The organism is Ruegeria sp. HKCCA4633 (genome assembly GCF_013034605.1).
GTDB lineage: Bacteria > Pseudomonadota > Alphaproteobacteria > Rhodobacterales > Rhodobacteraceae > Ruegeria.
In genome coordinates, this window is the sequence record NZ_WQGJ01000001.1 from 1,026,904 (window position 1) to 1,048,460 (window position 21,557).

14 protein-coding genes are annotated in these 21,557 nt (G+C 49.5%); 6 read left to right on the forward strand and 8 right to left on the reverse strand.

Annotation, left to right across the window (positions count from 1 at the left end; translation table 11 throughout):
* Positions 1–433 precede the first annotated feature (433 nt).
* Positions 434–3,343 carry a UvrD-helicase domain-containing protein gene (locus GOV85_RS05120; RefSeq protein ID WP_254442952.1) on the reverse strand — a complete coding sequence of 970 codons (2,910 nt, stop codon included), beginning with the start codon at positions 3,341–3,343 and terminating at the stop codon, positions 434–436.
* A gap of 1,473 nt (positions 3,344–4,816) precedes the next feature.
* Here GOV85_RS05120 and GOV85_RS05125 point away from each other — a divergent pair.
* The 5 genes from GOV85_RS05125 to GOV85_RS05145 all read left to right on the forward strand — a co-directional run bounded on the left by GOV85_RS05125 (position 4,817) and on the right by GOV85_RS05145 (position 11,162).
* Positions 4,817–5,563 (forward strand): TnsA endonuclease N-terminal domain-containing protein, encoded by a 747-nt coding sequence (locus GOV85_RS05125; RefSeq protein ID WP_171175644.1) that lies wholly within the window; start codon positions 4,817–4,819, stop codon positions 5,561–5,563.
* A gap of 98 nt (positions 5,564–5,661) precedes the next feature.
* Positions 5,662–7,866 carry a DDE-type integrase/transposase/recombinase gene (locus tag GOV85_RS05130; RefSeq protein WP_171175646.1) on the forward strand — a complete coding sequence of 735 codons (2,205 nt, stop codon included), beginning with the start codon at positions 5,662–5,664 and terminating at the stop codon, positions 7,864–7,866.
* Positions 7,863–8,804 carry a TniB family NTP-binding protein gene (locus GOV85_RS05135; RefSeq protein WP_171175647.1) on the forward strand — a complete coding sequence of 314 codons (942 nt, stop codon included), beginning with the start codon at positions 7,863–7,865 and terminating at the stop codon, positions 8,802–8,804. The genes GOV85_RS05130 and GOV85_RS05135 overlap by 4 nt, the downstream gene beginning before the upstream one ends.
* A gap of 453 nt (positions 8,805–9,257) precedes the next feature.
* The gene (locus GOV85_RS05140; protein WP_171175649.1) at positions 9,258–9,731 is read left to right on the forward strand and encodes a phage regulatory CII family protein; all 474 of its coding nucleotides are present in this window, start codon (positions 9,258–9,260) and stop codon (positions 9,729–9,731) included.
* 63 nt (positions 9,732–9,794) lie between these two features.
* Positions 9,795–11,162, forward strand: coding sequence for a type IV secretory system conjugative DNA transfer family protein (locus tag GOV85_RS05145; RefSeq protein ID WP_171175651.1), 1,368 nt, complete (start codon positions 9,795–9,797; stop codon positions 11,160–11,162).
* Positions 11,163–11,242: 80 nt separating this feature from the next.
* On the opposite strand, the gene GOV85_RS05150 is transcribed toward GOV85_RS05145, so the two are convergent.
* The gene (locus GOV85_RS05150; protein ID WP_171175653.1) at positions 11,243–12,187 is read right to left on the reverse strand and encodes a patatin-like phospholipase family protein; all 945 of its coding nucleotides are present in this window, start codon (positions 12,185–12,187) and stop codon (positions 11,243–11,245) included.
* A gap of 15 nt (positions 12,188–12,202) precedes the next feature.
* The gene (locus GOV85_RS05155; protein WP_171175656.1) at positions 12,203–14,260 is read right to left on the reverse strand and encodes an AarF/UbiB family protein; all 2,058 of its coding nucleotides are present in this window, start codon (positions 14,258–14,260) and stop codon (positions 12,203–12,205) included.
* 213 nt (positions 14,261–14,473) lie between these two features.
* Between GOV85_RS05155 and GOV85_RS05160 the strand changes: the two genes are divergently transcribed.
* Complete coding sequence (locus GOV85_RS05160; RefSeq protein WP_171175658.1) at positions 14,474–16,351, forward strand: triacylglycerol lipase; 1,878 nt, start codon at positions 14,474–14,476, stop codon at positions 16,349–16,351.
* Between the two features lie 720 nt (positions 16,352–17,071).
* On the opposite strand, the gene GOV85_RS05165 is transcribed toward GOV85_RS05160, so the two are convergent.
* The 5 genes from GOV85_RS05165 to GOV85_RS05185 all read right to left on the reverse strand — a co-directional run bounded on the left by GOV85_RS05165 (position 17,072) and on the right by GOV85_RS05185 (position 21,528).
* Positions 17,072–18,700 (reverse strand): recombinase family protein, encoded by a 1,629-nt coding sequence (locus GOV85_RS05165; protein WP_171175660.1) that lies wholly within the window; start codon positions 18,698–18,700, stop codon positions 17,072–17,074.
* Positions 18,700–19,116: a DUF2924 domain-containing protein gene (locus GOV85_RS05170; RefSeq protein ID WP_171175662.1), complete on the reverse strand. Its 417-nt coding sequence runs from the start codon at positions 19,114–19,116 to the stop codon at positions 18,700–18,702. The genes GOV85_RS05165 and GOV85_RS05170 overlap by 1 nt, the downstream gene beginning before the upstream one ends.
* Before the next feature lie 5 nt (positions 19,117–19,121).
* Positions 19,122–19,376: a DUF3489 domain-containing protein gene (locus tag GOV85_RS21750; protein ID WP_171175664.1), complete on the reverse strand. Its 255-nt coding sequence runs from the start codon at positions 19,374–19,376 to the stop codon at positions 19,122–19,124.
* Positions 19,377–19,756: 380 nt separating this feature from the next.
* Entirely contained in the window at positions 19,757–20,548 is a 792-nt protein-coding gene (locus tag GOV85_RS05180) for a DUF3299 domain-containing protein (RefSeq protein ID WP_171175666.1), read from the reverse strand.
* Between the two features lie 152 nt (positions 20,549–20,700).
* Entirely contained in the window at positions 20,701–21,528 is an 828-nt protein-coding gene (locus tag GOV85_RS05185) for a hypothetical protein (RefSeq protein ID WP_171175668.1), read from the reverse strand.
* Between the last annotated feature and the right edge of the window lie 29 nt (positions 21,529–21,557).

Here is a 21,557-nt window from a genome sequence, read left to right on the forward strand (position 1 = left end):
ACCAGTTTGCTCAGTAGTCATCTGGAGTTCTCCAAACTCGATAGCAAATTCTTTGTTGCTAAGCCCGTCTGGAGTGGCGGCTTACTAAGATCGACTGGGAACAAGAGCCAACCAAATAGTGATGCCATTTCCGGGACGGTTTCTAGTATCAAACGAGCTTGGTCGTATGGAATGGATTTCGGTTACAAACTTTTGATGAAAATCGGGCTCCAGCGTTCTGACGATGTGAAACTGCTTCCAAAGAACCAGTTTTTGAGAAAGATTTCTTCGCCGGGCTTTTTTTCGTCGGCGCCGAGTTCCAGCAATGCGGATTACAATCTGCGTTCAAGCATCGACCATACAGAAAGGTGTATGCTAACAGCTTCCCGCAATTGGAAAGCGTGACAGCACTTGTGCTGAAGTTGTTGGGGCTGTTTTCTTTCGCAAGCTGCCCTTAGGACCGAAGCACTTTTGACTTCGCCTTTCCTTTGCAACGGGGAAAGCTAACGCACCCCAAGAAACTGCCATATCTGCCTTTTCGTTCAACCAACCATCCGTTTTCGCAGGCCGGACAACTTGGGTACTCCGCACCGCAGGTACATTTCATTAGTTTGGAACCTTCGACTCTAGTCGGAAGCCCGGTGCCGCAACTTGAGCAAGCAGAGATCGTAAAGCCGCACAGCTCAGCGTGTTCGCACCTGTACCAGAAACGACCGTCTTTGGTTGGGAACGCCAGAAGATGTCCACCGCATTCGCCGCAAATGTGGTTTTCCTGCTGAAACTCGCGCTCACCAAATATGCCGTACTCAGGATCTTCAAGCAGCTCGGTAACAAAAGCGGATTGCATCGATGCGGAGCTCATCAATGTCACGGTTTGTCTTGCTCTGGTCAAGGCGACATACATGACGCGTCGCTCTTCCGCGTTTTCGAATGGCTCAGCATCAGGTGAGACCATGTTTAGAAGTGGGTCATCAACAATCTCAGAGGGAAACCCAGTACGCCCTCTGAACAGATTGAGGACAATGACATGGTCAGCCTCCAGTCCCTTCGACGAGTGAATTGTTTTGAATGTGATATCCAGCCGGGGAAAATCGCGTTGCAAGCCGGCTAATCCTGTCGGAGCAAGGTGTCTATAACGGCCCAACAGCAGTACCGTTGTCTTTTTCTCGCTGTCTAAGTTTTGCGGTATTGAGCCTAAGACTTGGGTCAGCTTGAGATCCGCATCATGGCGGAAAGTCGATACGACCCTAAGGGCCGGTGCATCAGCAACTCCAGCCGGGATTACGGTTTTTGTTAACTGAGCTGGGTTTTTCAGGACAAACCTTTTTGCAGCGTGCGCAATTTGATCGACAGACCTGAATGTCCTCCCGAGGTCAACTGTTCGGTGCACACCTGTTTCTCCATCAAAGACACCACCAAACTCTTCCCCGAAGCGCCGCATGAGATTGATGTCAGATCCTGCAAATCTGTAGATAGACTGCCAATCGTCACCAACTGCGAAAATCCGTGCGTCTGTATGCTGAGCTTTGAGAGCTTTGACCAATCTTCCTCTGCTGCGTGAGATATCCTGAAACTCGTCTACAAGAATATGTCTGAATGGGCTCACATATTTTCCGCTCTCCGCGTATTCGGAAGCACGCAGTATCATGTCTTCGAAGTCGATCCGCCCATCTAGTCGTCTTTGATACTCCTGATAAACCGGTTCAAAGATCGTTAGAAATGCCTTCGAGCGTCTTCCGAGTTTCAGCCTTTCAGCTTTTTCAGAGCACTTGCGAACATGGTATCCACCACCCTTATAGTGGCGCAGAAAGGTCCCAACCAACTGAACGAAACTGTCGGCCTGCTTTAGCTCCACAACCCTGTCAAAAAGTATCTCTGGCGACCTCGGCGCCAGCTCTTCATATTCGGCGACTTTCTCAGCCAAAGCTTCCAGCAGACGACCATCTTGGCGCTCATAAGAGTGTGTTTCGATTAGTGTGGTTTCGTGCTCTTCGTGGACACCCCGTTTCCACTCCATACTTTCCAGGTATTCTTCTTGGTCGACAAACGGAGCAGTTGTGAACTGATAAGTGCCATCAGCAGCCTGCTTTCGGCGGACACCAAAGTGTTCGATGTATACTCCACTCTTGGTGAGCTTGAAGTCAGGGCAATAATCCCGAAACCCGCCTTCGGACACCTTGTGCTCGTAGTTGGGCTCATATTCGTACTCGATACCATTCTCAAAGAGCCAATTGGCGATCATCAACTCTTCAAAGCTCTTAACCTGTTCGCCTTGTAGAGTTCGAAGATCAGCTTTCTCGATATACGTGTAATAATCGTGCTTCTTCTTAAAGTCCCATTCACTCTTATCTTCGAGACGGGTGTAAGAAAACCAGCCTACAATGGCCTTTGAGACCTCTGTCGCCGTTTGAACAAGTGCGCGCAGGATATCTCTGATTAGAGCCAGGTACGCTTTGTCGTCCGTCGCGTGGGCCGCAAGAGCCGGCTTGCTGCCTTCTACAACGCCGATGATGTCGTAGGCCAAGGAATGAAAAGTCCTGGCCTCCAATTGCTCTCCGCATTTTTCTTCGATGCGTTCCGACATTTCTTTCGCCGCGTCTCTCGCGAAGGCGAGCAAAAGGATTTCTTCAGGTTTTCGAGTTCCAGATTTCAGCAAGTAACCAGCCTTGGCCGTGATGACACTCGTCTTTCCCGACCCTGCCCCCGCAAGCACCAGCGTAGCATCCTCATCAGCGACTATAGATTTACGTTGTTCTGGTGTAAGAGGGTTGCTCTCGAAGGTATCAAAGAACTCTGACCACTCAACAAGTTGCTTTTCCTCAAAATTAGAAATAGCCGCAACTCTTCTCTGTCTGGCGTCACGGATGAAAGCCTGAATGGTCTCAACTTCTGTCCTCGAGACTTCATCGATTGAGCCGTCAGGCAATCTCGACAACAACCTTAGATCAAGGTTTTTCGCTAACTGGAGCTTTGGTGATAAAAGGCATGCAGATGGATAAATTGTGGGTTCCGAGAGTTTAGCAATAGTTCGCAACAAATCAGAAATAGTCTGCGCCTCGGCTTCGAAACGCTCCATGTTGTAATTCAACCATTGTGCCCGTACGGCATCGGCAAATGCCACGGCGTGGTGGTGCTTGGCCCCTTTGAGAAAATACTCGCTGCCATCACTGGCTCGAACTGTAAGCTGACATCCCAGTAGCCCCTTCTCAACGGAAGGAGCGTCAGCGAGATCTGAGAGATGGAGTTGTCGAAGGCGCTTCGCACCAACTGTCAATTCTTCATCGTGGAATGACAGTTGACTTGCATGTGCCCCAAGCGGGTTCAGAATTAAGCCAACCAATGGCTTGGATTTAAGGCGGTCCAAAATATCAGTTTTTCTTCAACTAACGCTTAGAAACACGCTAGCCTTAAAATGTGGAATTGTTCAGCCAAATATTGGCAGATACGAAGACAGATTTACAGTAAAGATGGATTTAGTTCTAAACCTGAGCCAAGGTGAGCTAGAGAACCTTTACCCGAGGCGATCAAGCAGGGCAAGTTTTTGACAACTTTAACGTGAGTCGTTTCCTCGCCCTAGAAAGGCAATTTGCCAGGTCGATCTAGGCCAAGGTTCATCATTAGATTTCATTTTATTAAATATGTATTGAAGTGTCTTCCTCAAGAAAACGTACTGAATAGTCCAATTCTCGCACGGAAGGTCATCACGGACTTTTGTAAAAAACGGAACTCGAACTCCGCCTGTCACGCGACCAGATGACGTTGGTTTGACACCCCGCGGAAAGCATGTCTTACCAACCCATTTTGAGAGCTCCTGCAAGAAAGCAGGCCGCTTACATTTGGCACCCGAGAAAGCGCCTCTACTTCGATGCATAGTCAAGCCCTCCTCGCGCCAGACAATCCAATGGTTTGCCCAGTTCAAGCAAACCGAGCTTCTTCAATTGAGCTTATCAAATTAGGCAAAATTTTTCAACAAACTGCTGTTAAGAATAGATTTTTGAAAACACCGAAAACAAAAAAGGCCTGGCGTTTTGTTGAGTTAGGCTTCGCCTAATTCAACAACGGTCAGGTCGCAAGAATAGATGGGCTTACCTGCCAAGGATAAATCCAAGAATTTAATCCTTCCTCGCTCAAAAAGCCTCAGTCAGAGCTGGCGCAATCGGATGGTGCTTTGGCATCAAATCTGACCGTTAACGCCACCAATTCAGGTCGGTGATTCGCGAAGACATGGATGTTGCTAGGACGCATTTACAGGGAGACGCATTGGGCTCCCGCTTCCACAAGAGATGGTGGCGGCGAGCGAGTTTCAACATTTTCAAATATTCAAAATGACTATTGGCGTTAAACCCAACTTGGAAGGCTGTGCCGTATCCGCAACAGGCGCGTCATGTCGGCTAAAGGTTGAATACTTTTCTTCAATTACGGGGTTGATTTCAGCATCGGCTTCGGTTTTGTATGCCTCCCCATGGCAAACACGTTCCAACATAACAAACGCGTTCAAATACCGGTCTCGTAACTTCCGGTACATCGGGATGCTTGTGCAAGAGTTCAACGTTTAGAGCCACGCTGTCAGACAAGCAATCCGATGGAAACGTTTGATTTATGGTGGGCGAATAGATGTCTTTCCGAAACTACTCACAACTGCTCCGGAGCAGCAGCGCCATTATCTTCGACTTGGCCTGCGCTCTGACAGCATACTTAAGCTCCCGGTTCCTCACTCGAATAGGCGCCTGATCCCAGCGGGAAAGCCGTTTGGTTTCAGGCATTTATTTAATTTCCGAGTCCAAAGAGCGATTGTCTCTTTGGTTCCCTCGGACGCTATGAGGATACTGAAGATCCCATGACTCACGACGTAACCGACCACGATACGTGGAACTACTCGCCACCTAAAACATCTAAAGCTCCAAACATTAAACTCGGGGATATTCACGGTGTCTTGCCCTTTGACGGCGTAAGGAACCCGGGCGCGCGTAGTGCAACCTCACACAAATTTTGGTTCCTCTACCAGACGCCAGCAAACGATTTGAAACCAAAAGTTGCAATCTGTGAGAGCGCAGCCGAAGCGGCCGTCGCCCTCGACGCGTTGATCACACCAAACGTGCACGACGTGAGCTTTCAGCCGCTCACAGTCCATTATCAGCTCGATGGAAAGCGGAGGCAGTACACACACGATCTCCTGATTACTTTTAACAATGGCTATCGTCGTCTCTTGTTCGTCCGAAATGATGCAAGTCTGAAAAAACCAAAAACACAACGTGAAATCCGGGCTATTGAAGAGATGACACCTCGAAATGCAGCCAACGATCTCAAAGTCGTCAACGCGTTGGATTTCCCAAGGCAAAAACGAGAAAACCTCTTCAGAATGCATGCATTCCTCCAGGATCCCGACCCTGAGGCAGATGATCTTGTGCTCGCCACAGCGCGCAGCTTGAGCGAACTCTGGCAAATGAAAGACCTTTTCCCTCATGTGGACTTGCCCCAAAAGCGGATCTTTCGTGCCTGCTATCGCCTTGTAGCCCGCCGTCAGATGCTTGCCGATCTTAACAACGTCTTCTTGGAAACATCCCGGGTGGAAGTGGCGCAATGACTCTCCACGCTCGGTACAATTACGCTCCCGGTACTCGTGTGTCGCTCGGGACCGGAACCTCGGAACTTCTTGGGAAGACACAAGAAGGATACGAGTTGATGGACAGTGAGACCGGGGAAGTTGGTATTATCCCGTTTTCAACCTTCACAGAGCTTTTGAAAAAATCGGAAATCGACATCTCTGATGGCGGTTTCGCAACAAACGTTGTCTCGCTTCGGCAGGGTGGCCGCCAAGTCGCGGAGCAGTTTTCGGCAAGGTCAAAAAAGAACGGTGAGTTTCACTACGCAATTAGCGTTGCCTCGGCCGAGCTGCGTCGGGAGATCAGAAAAAATACGGGAAACTTTAACTACCAGCTTAAAATTCGAGATTTGGACGAGCCGGAGAACCGTGAGTATATCGCCAAAGTAGCCAGCAAGCACTTCCAGAATACTGTTCGGACCACAAAGTCTCGAGGTGGCCAAAACACTGATTGGGTTCTTTACGACGGTCGCACACTGCGGAAATATCTAAAGATTTTTGACTCAGCAGGATCTGAGGACGATCTCATCGCGCTCCTCGCTACACGCGAACACCAGAAAGGGAATCGCAGTCCGAGAATTGACGAACCCGTCAAACAACTCATGACCCAAGCATGGGACACTTTTGGGCTCGACTCAAAGGGCCTCAGTGTAGCCAACGTATGGGACTATCTCGCCACGCTTATTCATGACGAAAACAAGCTACGCAGAAGCAATAAGCTCAAAGAACTCGCTCTCCCTTCTCAAAAAACCCTCAAAGCACATCGAGACTATCTCCTTTTGCCGACTGAAGTGATGGTTGCGATGAAAGGTGAAAACTACACCCGCAACAAACGCGGCCGCGGAAGTACGGACATCCGCGCACTTCTGGTTGGCGAAATGGCGTACATTGATGAGTGCAAGCTTTCGCTGATCACCACAGCAAAAGAACGAGGTTTCTGGGAGCGCTTGTCTGACGAAGACAGGATGGCGCTGGAGAAAATTGACGAGTTCGTTCAACAACGCTTGCACCTGTTGCTCATGATCGACGTTGCTTCGAGTATGCCGCTGGCTTGGGTGTTGAGCGACAAACCAAAAGCGGAGGCCACACTTGCTCTTCTGAGAATGGCAACACGTGACAAGACACGCGAAAAGATCAAGTACGGTTGCCAAGGAGACCCTGCTCCGGCCATGGGCATTGGGAGCATCATGTCGGACAATGGTTCCGGTCTGCGAAATAAGGTCGTGATTGGCACGGCCTTGGGATTGGGATCTAGATACGTCGTAGGTAGAACCTATGCCTCGACGGACAGGACCAATGTGGAGCGAAGCTTCGGCACGCTTGAGTCCCAAGTCATTAAACTGATCCACGGCTATACCGGCAGAAGGCCAGGCGAGCTGCCCTCATACGATGCAAACGCAAATGGGGTGTTGGTCACCGAAGAGTTGCACGGCATCTTGACCCGCTATTTTATCGATGAGTACCCTTCGCGGCGCCACATGGGGATTGGCATGGGTGGTCGCAGGCCTGCTGAAGTCCTCAAGGAACTCAACGAGACTCGCGGTTTGTTTCGTCCAGTCGATGAAGACAGGCGTCGTATTCATCTGGGATTGAAGGAGTCCCTCACGCCCACCGATGAGGGGGTAAGGGCATTTTCCGGCATCTGGTACAACTCGGATGAGTTTCAGCGCGCTGTTGACCGCCATCCCAAAACAAAGGTCTCGGTGTTCATTGACCCGGATAACCTTACGCATGCCACTGCCGTTATCCCCAATGAAGAGCAAGTGTTTCGGCTTCGTCTCCAAATTACAGCGTTCGCAGATCTGACGCTGCCTGAAGTGTTAGAGTTGCTTCAAGCCCACCGCAGGGAGAATCCGGACGTTTCTGAGATTTATGAGGATCGCATTATTGCGACCAGAAAGAAGTTCTATGCCGAACTTAATAGGATCGGTGTCGAGCACGGTCTTTCCAGGAGTTACTCGACATTCGAAGAGTCAAAAGCGATGGCCGAACGGGTGTTTAGTGGTGCTCGCGTAGTTCCCTCACCAAGAAAGGCTCCAACACTCCAATCCGACGAAATCAGTGCAGGAACCGACAATCCGAAGGAGTTTTCCTTGGGTAGCGGCCTGAAGGCGAAAGTGACCGGTGATGCCCCCGGATTGGATGCCTCAGCGCCAGGTCGGATCACTCATAAAGCGGCCGACACGCCTCAAGACGCTGCGGCCACCGAGAAAACAAAACTGACATCAAAGAACGACAAGAACCGTCCTATGGGTCGGCCCAAGAAGAAAGGAAAATTCACGTGAGCTTTATCAACCCAGACAGGTTCAAAATTGTAGATCAATTGAAAAGAAATCACCTTGTTTTCCCTCGCGCGGAAAAGCTGAAGACCGCGTTCAGCAAGTGCCTAGAACACCAATTCATCAGCCAAACGAATGATTGTGTGGAGGCGCGTGGCCTGGTGGTCACCGGCAGCTCGAGAGTCGGGAAATCCCGAGAGCTAAAGAAGCTGATTGGCGACTTCAATGCGAGCAAGACACAGATGCCCGACGGTAGACCGGCTAAAATCGTCAGTTGTGTTCTTTCCGGTCGTGTGAGCTTCAAAGACCTTGGCGTCAAAACGCTCTCAGCGCTGGGATATGAGGTCCAAAGGGCTCGCACACAAGAATACATCTGGGAGCGAGTTTTGGATCAAGCTCAGGGCCAGGGCGTAGTTGGCATCCACTACGATGAATGCCAGCACGTGTTTGCTGCGGGTGCGAAATCGAACGCGGTATTTCTGGACAGCTTCAAATCCATGATGAAAGAGCCCCGCTGGCCCTTGATGTTGATCCTTTCCGGGGTGCCCACATTGTTCGAATACGTACGCTCCTACGAACAGCTCGACGCGCTTGTGGACCCCGTTCACTTCGATGAAATCAGACTTAAGCGTGATAAAGATGAACTTCTCGAGCTTTTGTTCGCCTACGCGGACGAGGCGGAAATTGACATCTTCCAACTGGTAACGATGGAATTTCTAAGTCGACTGGACTTTGCTTGTGCTCATCGATGGGGCCTTGTAATCGAACTGTTGATTGACACCCTCACCAAAGCAAAACTAGAGGGTAAAAGCGAACTCAAGCTGGAAGACTTCGCTGAACAGTTTGCACTGCGTACAGGCACGACAAAGCAGTATTCTCCGTTCACGGAACCAGATTATGTCGAGGCATTCGATGCCCAGAGAATGCTCAAATTGAGCGAATAGTCTGTGTCTGATGAAAACTAGTCTGCAAATTCGAAGGCATGCTGCACTTGCATTCGGCAGGTCGCAGCCCGAAGCGGTCATTGGTCGCTGAGCCTCGTAAATCCCAAGAAGCGGACAACTCACGAGACTGTTGTTTTGAATCAACTTGCAAAGCCAGTTCTAAGCGGTTCGCCAGAGCAGGTGAAAAAACGGGCATCCGATCCCCAGCCAATGCTGTAATTTTTGATAAGCGCGGGTGTTTCCAAACGCTCGCACTTTTTTGCCAAACTGAGTTCAGGTTTCGGAGTGTCCCTGAGTGGCCTTTAGATATCTTGGCCGCTAAGGGCCGCACTAGAGCTGCTTGACGCAAGCGCGTTCTCTCGTCGACGACAGGGACCGTAAACGACGTCTATGGACATTGTCGCGAGAACATTGCAGCGTAATTATAAGTGTTTGAGTGATTTTGGGTGATACATGCGCGGTAGTGATTTCGCTTCATTAGTCCATCGAATTTTGACGACGGAAACTCTTTACAAGTCTAAGGACGTGGCTGAGGGCATGGGGCTAAAGTACGATGCATTGTATTCGCGTCTACGAAACAGGACAGTTTTTTCTGCGGATGAGATCAAGTCTCTAATCCGAGTTATGCCAGACCCTAGAATTGTGGGGTATTTGTTGGAAAAGTCCTGTTTTGTTGCCGCTGATCGACTTGAGGACTCAGAAATTGATGACGAGGAAAACCTCTATCGTGCCACCAACAGAATTGTTTTGGAGGCGGCCGAAGTCATGCGTGCTATGCACCAAGCACTGGAAGACAAACATGTGGACCACAAGGAAGCCGTTCAAATCCAGGCTGATATAAGAGAGGCCGAGCGCGCCCTCGTTGCGCTCCGGGTGCATATAGCGGATGCCACCAAAAGGTCAGCCAAATCAAAATTGTCCATCTAAAATTGATGGAACAGCGAACTAGATTGCCCCATACACCTAGCTCCACCACAAAAGGAGCTTGCAATGGAAGAAGACTCGAACCGGACGAGTCAATTTAGCATCAAACTCGGTCATACAGTTAATGAGGCCACAAAAACTGGATTCTTAAAAAATGAAGCGTCTTTCGCAAAAAGCAGAGTAATTAGAACTGACCCCGAAGGGCATCTGATCAGTTTTGCACCCACAGGTTCAGGAAAAACCTGGACACTGGCCATCCCAACTCTGCTTGAATATCAAGGGTCGGTGGTCGCTTTTGATCCCAAGGGAGAACTTGCACAGTCCACGGCGGGAGCACGTCAGGCCATGGGGCAACACATTATCGTTCTTGACCCTTTCGGCATATCTGGCTTCGAAAGCTCCAGTCTAAACCCATTCGATTTGCGATTGAGGGGCAATAGTGACATTCTTGAAGCCGCTCAAAGTTTGGCTGGCTCAATCGCCAACGAAACAAGTAAAGTTGACCCATTTTGGGATTCCAGCGCACGGAACCTTTTGGCGCAACTAATCCTATTCGTTTACCACGAATGTCCCAAAGCACTGTGTAATTTGCACGAGATCGCTTACTTACTGAACCAGAGCTTAAAGGATTTCACTCTAACGCTCAAAGATATGGCCCGATCCCGAAATCCTATTGTGTCATCTGGCTCGCACGCTTTTCCAATGGAAGCAGAGCGCACGATTGCGAGTATCCTGTCTTCAGCAAGGCGATTTACAGAAGTTTTTCGCGGAAAAAGAATCGACGCAGTGACTCGATACACAAGCTTTCCACTGCAAGTATTTGACGGTGAGAAGCCTTTCACGCTCTATATGATCCTTCCTCCAATTTACCTCAGCAGTCACAGCAGTTTGATTCGAGTTTGGATGGAGTCCATCATCTCGAAAATTCTGGAACGCAGCACAAAAAACCATAGTCATACGCTTTTTATGATTGATGAGGCCGCACAACTTGGGCCGATGCAGTTTATGCTGACCGTGGTAACCCTATTGCGAAGTTATGGAGTGCAGTGCTGGACGTTCTGGCAAGACCCCCAGCAACTCCAAGCCTGTTATCCACAGAATTGGAGGACGCTTTTTAACAACAGCCGTTATCATACGGTATTCGGGCGACAGTCATTTTTAGCCGAAGAAGGGTTTGCGTCACTTTATGGTCGTATGGACAAAGTGATGCTTCAAGACGGCTTCTTTGCAGAGCTTGGCGAAGAACCACGTTATTTTTTGCGCCCCAAAGTACAAGATGTGGTAGAACGCGTGATGCTTCAACCGGAGTTCCACCGTTCAAACGGAGAGCTAGGAACGCCTAGACGAATGAACCAGCACAAAATTTATCAATCTGACCGCAATGATCAGATTGGATCAGGATCTTCGGATAGTAAGCATGACATTCCTTTCTGAAGGCAATGTGAACCGATAGATGAAACCGCAAAGATCTGCCTGCTTGGAAAAAGAGAATAGCATGCCCCGTCGTTTCGCGATCAGTAGTGCCCAATCATAGAGGATACAGTTTGATCAGCTGCACCGAAAGCTGCCAGAGCATTTGAATAGCCGTCCTTAGCAGCACCCAAAAGATCAGCCCGAATTTTTGAAGCTTGTGATAGTTTGGTTCCTTCGCTTGGCGCAATCGTTAGGCAGTTGTCCTTCAAGCTATCAATCAGTTCCAACTCCGAACTGTATGCTTCGGTTTTGCGGCAATACGCTTCGAAAGCAGCAGAACTTCTGGGAAGAATGATCTGCTTTGCTAGAAAGCGCTCTATCGCTCCCATTTTTGAGCGAGTTTTGAGTTTCGGCCGTGATCGAAGCACAACCACGTGAGTACAACCATCGTCGAGAGCTGTTCTAACCGGTATGGATTCAGAAAGAATTGCATCCCAATATCCAACTTCACCTATCACAACAGGGCTAGGGGCAAACAGCGGATTAGAAGCAGACGCTTTTAGGTACTCCAATACTTCTTGGCCCGTTCCAAAATTGTTAACAACCCTTTTGGAACCGGTGCTAACGTCAGTCATAACTATGTTTAGCGGTATGGGAGATTGAATGATTTTCTCGCAATCTAGCGGTATTTTTTTCTGGAAAACATCGTACACCAGAAAATCCAGATCCATTATTGGCCTTAAGAGGGCAAGGCGCCATGGGTTCACAAACTGCCTATTATTGATCTCCTCGTAATAAATGGTAGCACCAGCTCTGGCCGAACCGGCAACAAAAAACGCGCCGGCCATAGCGCCGGCAGAGGCTCCATAAACAGCGTCGAAGCAATTCGTTAGGTTGAGGTTTTCTAGTGCGGCGCTCATCGCTCCAGATACAACGCCGCGCATCCCGCCTCCTTCCACTACCAAACCTAGCTTGTACTCATCTGATCTTTGCCCAGGTATCGAGGCTGTAGACAGTCTTTCATTGACTAGTTCACTTACTTTCATTTTTGGTAGTGACCTTCACTTCAGTGCTTTTGAGGCTTCAATGTACCTTTGAATTAGAGCTTCCATCTTAGGCGCGAGCCTGCCGCAGTTCTCCCTTTGCATCTTGAAGTAGTTGATACCAATGACACAAAATGCGAGAAGGTACTCGTAGATGTTATAGCTAACAGCATCACCGGTATGCTTGTCGATTATAGAGTTGGTTGCATCACTTGATGTTATAAGCACAATCCCAACCAAAATTATTCCGAGCGCATACCAGAACACCAGTGAAGCCCATCCAGAAAACACAATATAGGATGTTTCCGCATCTGAGGATCGCGATATTGCAAGCTTGCCAAAGTCAGGGGCCATTTTTATCTTTTCCAACATGCGGAAGGTAAAAAAATTGTTCAGTGCAACGAGCATTAAACCCAGTGCTGCACAAAACGGCCACGCCTTCGGGTCTAAAATAAAACAGTAGGCTATTGGAAACGCAAAGCAGCATGAGTTTAGTCTCATCGTAAAGTTTGCTGCGCCACTTCCAAATCCAGCAGATTTTTGTGGGGCGGTGCTCTGGAAAATCGCGACATAGTATGTTGTCGCCAAGCAGGCGAACGACAAGCAAATCGCCAGCCCTGGAAGAATGTCCCAAAAACCCGCTCCACTTTTTGTCAATCCAATGGAGTTTTCGAACCACCAGTCCCGCAGTGCCAAACCGGACCAGAATGTGTCTTTTTCTGAAAAGCTATATACGAGGATTGTTGAAATAGCCGCCAATATTCCACCGAAACATAAACCGCAAATCCACAACCACCTGCGCAGCTTCTTATTAGTGTCTTCATCCAGCACAAATCCGTCTTCAATATTTTCTTTTCCACGAAGCAGAAGAGTCCAGAAACCTGAAACTGCCAACCTAACTAGCGTTATTTTTTTTTCCGCAGCACGAGTAAATTGCGCACGTTGCGAGCAGGCCATTTGGATAGCCTTTGAAAACTGCTCCGCTCGGCATGCAGGATCAACCTCTTGAGGCGCAATTTTCCTTAACCGAAGGTCGGGGTCGTTGACCAAGACATCTTCTAACGTGAAGGCAAGAAGAGGTTGGACAATTGCAAGCTCGTGCAAAAGGTCTTCAGCTGCCCGTGTCAAATCACGAAACCAAACATCAAGTATAATCACTGCCGTTGAATAAAGATCGTCGGAATACGCGTCTCTGCTCATATCGTTTTTGGCTGGAGCGATATACCGTACAGAGTCTCTGTAAGACTGGGCAGATAGAACCGGCTTTGTAAGCGAGTAGTTGTAGCCATAGTCGATTAGACGAAGGTTTTGGTCATGCCCGGCTATTGCCTCAACGATTATGTTCCTGGGGTTGAGGTCTCCATGAGGAAATCCCTTTTCATGGATTTCTCTAATCATTTGTCCAAGCGATTTGATTATCGACAACTTACTTTTTATGTCGCCGTTGTCTTTGGCCTTTTCTAGGTACTGCTCCAGCGTATCGCCGCGAATCCACTCCATACATAGTACGGTAGATTCTGCCCAATACACTTTGGGCGACAAGGGTGCACCAGCATAGGAGTCACGATACTTGTCAAGTGAAGCGACTTCCTTGTCCAGCAAATACACTGGGCGAACAATCTTTATCGCTTGATTGTTCGAAACAAAAATTATCGATGTTGTTCCAGATTGATGGTACTCAAGGTGTCCTTGATCTGGCAGACGCCCAAGGCCATAGTGCTGTCTTATGGCTTTTTTTTCTATTTTTGTAAGGTTGTTCAAGGTTTCGTTCGCGAAACGCAGTTCGATAAGTGCAAGTGATGCAGGAATAAACCAGTTTGTCTTCTCTAACCCCTGCTGAAGGCTGCCTTCCAATAGTTCTTCGTAGTCACGATCTATGTGCCTGGATTGACTGAGTAAAACCTGGTTACAGGTCAGATGTATGAATGTCGGTAAGTTCTGCTCATCTACAAATTTGTCGACGTTAATGTTCTGAACTTTATCAAGACCGCTGCAATCTAAAGCACTTTCCAATGCGTCAGTAAACCGGTTAACTAGTTCAGAAAGGGTTAGAGAGTGGTCGCTTTGCTTGTTCATGTATAAATTCACAACTTCATCAAGCTGATTTTTGTCAAGGCGGCTTTTTGTTCAACACCACTGAGCCTGTCAAACGCTCTTATGTTTTTCAAGTCTTAAAGAATGAGAAATCTCAAGCAAATTAGAGGCTTCGCGGTGCACCGCTGTCCGAACGTCGGCTTGGTAGTCGTTAGTCGGGGTTGGCAGAGACTCTATGACAGGTAAAATCGCTCCATGAACGAGCCGGACAGGATTCAGCTGACTTGTGAAGCTGCGCAAATTCGAGTTTTAGCCTACGAACCAGGTAAGGTCCTCAAAGTACGTTGCGAGATGCACTGGGCTGGTAAGGCCATTTTGTCTATGTTTTCTCTTGTGTTCTTTGTAGTTGGGGCAAGTTTTGCTACCTCAATTCTTGAAGGCCTAGGAAATTGGATACAACCAGTTTGCGGGTTGTCTGCTTTGGCGCTGTGGCTTCGGTACTCCCTTCGCGGAGCTTGGGTTAGTTTCAACCTCCAAAGCAGAGGGTATACTTTCCGCACAGTAGTAGAGTCAGGAACGGTCTGCTCGTGGCCGGAGTTCGAAATAAAGTCCCAAAGAACTGGAGATCTTTGGGAAGCAGTGCTGTTTTGCGATGGGCAACCCTTGGGTCGACCAAGAAAAGATCGAGACAGGAGAGTAGCCGAAGCGATTTTTGTCGAATTCACATCGCTGTTTACCTCTCCAGATCACGCATTGGAGCAAATGAGGAAAGTAGCATGCCGACAAAGGGAAAAATTGCAAGAAAGCACAGTGGATCGTGACGATTGCGAATGCCCATGCGATCCTACGGACGTTCCACTAATTTACCTTATACATGGAACCCGGGCACCAAATGCGCCGTGGACATACGAAGAGAGTTCGGACCTCGTGGCAGGCATCAGAGAGGCAGATGTCAATGCGGAGTTCAAGAGGTTCCAATGGACAGGAAGAAATAGTTCCAAAGATCGACAAGAAGCAGCGAAAGAGCTGGCTGAAGCTATTGCACCAGTTTTGGACACTGGCGCTCAAGAAGTTGTCTTGATTGGGCACAGCCATGGAGGCAACGTGGCTCTTCAGGCGGCCACTCATTTGAACCAAAAGCAAAGAAAATGCTTGAGATTCTGCTGCTTAGCGACCCCGTTTCTAGGATCCAGTCACCGATTTGACGCGTGGGACTTCTTCGAACGGTTACCTGAGATCATTCGTGACAATATCCATTTGGCGATTGTTGCCTCCGTCATGGCTATTAGTTGTTTGCTTTACCTTGCTTTGCAGGACCCACTTTTGCCAGAGAGTTTTCACGTGGCGATTGGTGCGGAGAGAAGCGGCAACAACAGTTTCATTCCAGCAATAGCTTGGATTCTTCTGGTTCCGTGGCTCACAATTAAACTCATTGAACGTATAGCTACATCCGTCTTGAATAATGGAGCAAATCAAGAGCCGGAAATTTCGACCTCAAACAATACACTGGTTTGCGCCTATAGCCACGACGAAGCATATATGGCGCTGTCCGTAATCTCAAACTTGATGGCTCTTGTGCAGTTCGGAGTCTTCAAGATGATCGACGGAGTGGTCTTCTTTTTCCGAAAAACGCGAGTTTTTGACGTCTTTTTCGGATGGTCTTGGCTACTTATTTGGTTCGTTGTTGTTCTTTCTTTCTTCCTTTTCTCAATCGTCACGCTTGCCAGGATGATTTTCCCAGCCGATTTTTTTAAGGCATGGTCAATTCAACTATCTTCCATTGGTTTCGATCCGAACGTTCTACCAATCAACTGGCTGATTTATTTGATGCTGGCCGCCTTGTTGCTCGTTGGATTGAGTATCATTACTTGCTTTTGTGTAGTCCTTTTCTTTGGCTTCATGCGGTTTGTTGTTTTCTGGATCGTTGGTGTCTCCGATCAGATATCGACCGAGAGAGGCCTGATCGAAGCGTTCATGGGATCATACGTGGTTTCCTCGGTTCCATTTGGGGACACCCAAGTAAGGTTTATTCCGGGGCGGTTCAAATTCAATCACTCGGAAATTTATCGAGATCCAGACTGCATTTCGCAAGTTGTAGTCTTTTTGAGAGGTCCCAAAATTACTCCCGACTGAACCTTGGGGCCCGATCACGCAATCACTGGTGTAGCAACTCCAACATGCCTTTGGGCAGCCCAGCCAAAGACTCTCTGCTCAATCTGTCCAGCTGGCGTCAAAGCGATACAAAGCGAGTTCACAAAGTCCGGTTTCTGCGCATCGCTGACGTCGTACAGTCAGGATGCTGCGCGGCAGAGAATTGAAGCTGTGCCCGATAAAGCGGAAGTTGACCCGAGCCATCTCAACATCCGATTTCGGTGTAGTGGGTAGCTCTCGAAAAAGTCTTCGAGGTGCGATGCTCGCCGAAGCCCGTCAAATCTGCGATGGACTAGTGTTGTTTCAAAATTTACGGCATGGGCCGGCACTTCTAGTGGTCTTGGTCTTTGATCTACTTTTGCACGCTTATGCCTCCTAATTTTGGTCTTGCACGCTTATGCTTCATGCGTTGCACAGTTATGGTGTTTCATCAAACTTTCTGATCTTTAAGATATTGTTTTAAAAAGATATTTTAGAACAACCTATGCAAGAAACCACTGATTCGTGCACGCTTATGCTCAATTTGCACTAAAATCACACACTGAATATTTGGCCACCTATTACCGCTTGTTTTCAGCAGGTTATCATCCGGCTATTCCAGCTGAGACCCGAGTTTATGAGCAACAATGGTCGATTTCGGGCCGCAGTCTCCGTTCGCGATTCCGGCGGTACGAGTTTGGTAACTTTGGGAGAGTCTGCAGATCAGAGCGCAGCGAACTGTTTGTGCTGATCTGACCAGATAGCAGGGAAGCCGGACTTGATCAGGTAATCCGTGGTCAGGCCGTCAGGTTGTTCGCCTGCAGCGATGGCCTCCAGGACGTCAGGCGCCAGCGTGGCCAGATCGACCACATCCTGAACTCGTCGTTTGGAAGTGCCCTCTGTCTCCGCAATTTCTGAGAACGTTCTGCCTTCAATAATCATCGCCAACCACCGGCGCGCCTTAACGACGTTGCGGACAAGTGTTTGATCGATCTCAGGCGGTGAATCGCCAAGATGCAGTTTCAGCTCCACACCTCTGCGGCGCATCCGGAATGGAGCTTCGATCGTTAGCTCCCTGGCATCGACCTGATCTACCCTGCACTCAATCATCTGTGCCACTGCCTGGAGATCCAGTTGCACCCTCAGAGAGCCCTGTTGCAAATCTGCCCGCAAAATCAGACCGAGGTATTTCCTGACGGACTGGCAATCTCTGAGAAGCTCCGTTGCTGAAGCAATCTCGGCCGCTGACATATCCCGCGCCATTGATGTCACGGCGTTCGGTCGCTTCAGATATTGCCTGATCACTTCGACCAGGAGGCTCTCGAGCTGTTCTGCCGGCAGCCGCCACGCATCCGGATGCTTCTGACTGCGATCAGTCACCAGGCGCCCGGAGATATAGTAGCGCAAGCGCTTTCCATTTTTGCGACTATGGCTGGGCGTCAGCCGATCTCCGGTCTCATCAAAAAGCTTTCCGGCCAGCAGTGATCGCTTTGCCTTCTGCTTTACTCCACGCTCCCTTGCTGCTCCATCCGTCAACAACTGTTGCACTTGGGTCCAGACATTCGGGTCGACAATGGCAGGGTGCTGCCCCTCATAAACCTGACCCTTATGTCGGATGCGGCCAGAATAGATAGGATTGCTGAGCAAATGATGGATGTGTCCGCGGTCAAAGCACTTACCGCCTGCCACGCGTCCGCCCGGGCGCTCCCGACGGCGCGAACGGAGACCCAGTGCCTCAGCCTGCTCTTTCACATCAAGAATGCTCCGATGCTCCAGATAGAGATCGTAGAGCGCCCTGATGATCTCAGCTTCTTTTTCATCGATTTTCAACGTTCGGCCATCCGCCTGATACCCGAGTGGAACATTCCCGCCCATCCACAGACCCTTGCGTTTCGAGGCTGCGATCTTGTCCCGGATGCGTTCAGCGGTGATTTCCCGTTCGAACTGGGCGAAGCTGAGCAAAACGTTGAGTGTCAGGCGGCCCATGCTGGTAGACGTATTGAAGGACTGAGTAACGGACACAAACGATGCGTCGGCTGCGTCGAGACGTTCGACCAGTTTCGCGAAGTCCGCCAGCGAACGAGTCAGCCGATCGATCTTGTAGACAACAATCTGATCAACACGATTATCATCTACAGCCTGCATCAGCCGCCGTAGCGCCGGGCGGTCAAGATGACCGCCCGAGATACCGCCATCGTCATAACAATCCAGCAGAAGCTCCCAACCCTCATGTTTCTGGCTGGCGATGTAAGCTTCGCAGGCTTCCCGCTGGGCATCCAGTGAGTTGAAATCCTGCTCCAGCCCCTCCTCCGAGCTTTTCCTCGTGTAAATGGCGCAGCGGATACGTCGCATCATTGAACCCCGAAGAAGCGCGGGCCTGACCAATGCGCTCCGGTAATGTACTTTGCGATGGCTGACAGGGAACGCCACGTTTTGCCATCCATGACGTACCCGCGATCAACCACTTCAACCTGATAGGTGCGACCGTTCCATTCCCGCACCAGATGTGATCCCGGTTTCAGAGCAGTTGGTGGTGCTTTTCCCAACGCGATGTTCTGCAGTCGACGTTCTGTCTTCACAGACAACCCACCCAGTTCCCGTTTCTGATGCTCCCAGATCAGTACCCGTTTCATAAATTGTGGGGACAGGTATTTTGGCGGGGGTCGACCAAACACTTCCCGCCACTGATCAAGGCAGCCGGGGCGGTCCAGGTTTTCGATGTCAGCGAGTATTTGCGTAAGGTCGCTAATGGTGAGGCTTGCATTCATAGTGCTCACGCCTCCTTCACAATCCGATAGACCGTGCCTTTGTCAGATCCAGATCGTTCAACAGTATGCCCCGCCTTCCGCATCATCGAAATTGCCGCGCGCGCAGAATGTGGTTGCCAGCCAAACACACTCTGAATCTGCGCTATCGTGGCACCTGCCTTACGGGACAGTAGTTTCTGTAGCTGTTGCTGACGCGTGGGGCCGCTCCGGGCCAATTTGGCAGGTGACGTTTTGGTTATTGTTCCAGATGCAATTGTCATCGTACTCTCCACTTTGCAGACACAGACTGTTCCTGCGCCCTGTACTGAGTGGAGCCCGGCTATTCCGGGCGAATCCTGATTATCGTCAGTACCGCTTCCGAACAGCCCAAAGTCCAGTTGTTTACGGTAAAATGGACATATTTTGTTGAAAAACTCTGGCTTGATCGAGTTGTAAGTCGCCGATTCAATTCTGCCAACAAACGGGAGGATCAGACAATATGAGTAGATTCAACATAGTTTACCTTGCGGCTCTAAATCGCTCACAAGTTCATTCTGAAACCTGTTCGAAAACTATTCAACAGGAATAAACTTCAGATTACGCATGCCCATCAATTAGACCCGAAAGTTTGCGATACAAACCCTTCGTAGATATCCAATAATTAGCCATCGAACTTAAGAACGGCGCGTGCATCGAGGCTGTAGTTGGAAACCACTATCGCTGCACCATCAAAAAAAGAAACATCGCTAAGCCGTTCTTCTGCGTATAGCTCACCTTCGATCCAAAACGCGTCAAAAATTGATCTGAACTCGACACCCTTCGAATAAGCAACATGAATTACCTGATTTGGGGGCGGTGACGGCGTGTGAACGCAAGATCCGGCAACCGGCACAAGAAGAAACTCGGTAACCATCCCGCCTTCGAGCGTGAGTGGGACAATGTAACCTGGGATCAGTATCGTCTTGCCCAGAATATGAAGGTTTGGGCCACGACCACTTGTATTGTTTTGGGCAATGATCTTTCGGCGTTCTCGCATGAGGTTTTCCACATCAATCTTGTGTTTTGCGAGAAGGGCGGTTGCTGTATCGTGTTCCGCAATAAAGCTCTCATCTGAGCGCTCATGTGCACTGGACGTCTGCCAGCGCACATGTGTTCGCATAGCTTCCAGTTGTGGTGCAGACAGTGATGCAAACGGAGTTTCGAGCGATGTAAGCGGAGGCAAAAGTTCTTTCCAACTTACGGCCAAGTGTTTCCGAATAGTTCCGCTTAAGCCAGAAACACCCAAAAATGCCGAGGCATCAATTGCGCGTGCGTCAAGATTGATCCTTGGTGCCCCTGAAGGGGCGCGTCCAACTGAAGATTCAGGCGTATTCTGAACAGTTTCCGCAAAGCTGGTATGAAGGCATGTTATGATCGAAAGGCATGCAAAAAGGGCAAGTACGTTGCGTGTCATATTAGCGTTCCGGTTACATCCAGTCATCGTTGCTTCACCATGCTTTTACTGCGAGCTGGCCCTGCATATCTTCAAGCACACTACACATTGCAGCTTTGACCTCTATCGCTTTAGAATCTGATCCGTTTTCAATTCCAGTATTTTGTTGCCAATCAGAAAAAGAATGAGAGGCCAATTTTAACTTGTCTGTCAGGACCGCCTTCAGGACTACGCTCTAGAAAATAGTACCCCAGGCTCACATCCACGGCCGTTCCTTTGGCCTCGTTGATGATTGACGTCTTGCCTGCGGTCAAACCCAGCGGAACGGCCCACGCTTCGTCATTTCCCGGGGCATTCCAGTTGTAGGAGATGACGTTATTGTACCCAATATACCAACCCTCGCCCAGCCCATAGTTCAGAATGGGCTGAAGGATACTTACGCTGAAATCGTCTTCGCCCCACATGTGGGCTACAACTGCACCCCATGAAAGTTCGCCTGCCTGCCCGAATACCACGAACGCGGGTCCGGCACCCCAGCCTGCACCTGCCAGTGCGTCATCCGTGTGTGTCGGCATGGAAACCTGCAACCCATATCCCAATGCAATCCCGCTTGCTCCGGGCGTCGGCGCATAAAATGCCTGCACCGTTGAATCGCCAATGCCCCAGGTCAGATCATCGTCAGGAGAAGGATCGACGATACCGGGCGGCAGCACCGCACCTGGTTGAACACCCTGAATGGGAATGATCCCCCGCAGCACAAGCGAGGCGTTCTCCAATGGAATCGAGTAAACCGGCTGTAGCTGAAAGTTATAACTGTCGTCGTCATTGGTTCCGGTCCTGAATGCGATTGTATTGTCCGTTATCAAAGCCTTCGTGTCCGCGAGCGGGTTTGCCGCCTTTCGCGCGGCCTGACACGCTGCGTCACAGGCGAATACATGATCCGGATGCGCAAGCAGAACTCCGGTCAGGAGCGCGGCGACGATGAAAACCCGATTTGTCATGAACAATCCCCTTTGATCTATCTTAGTGT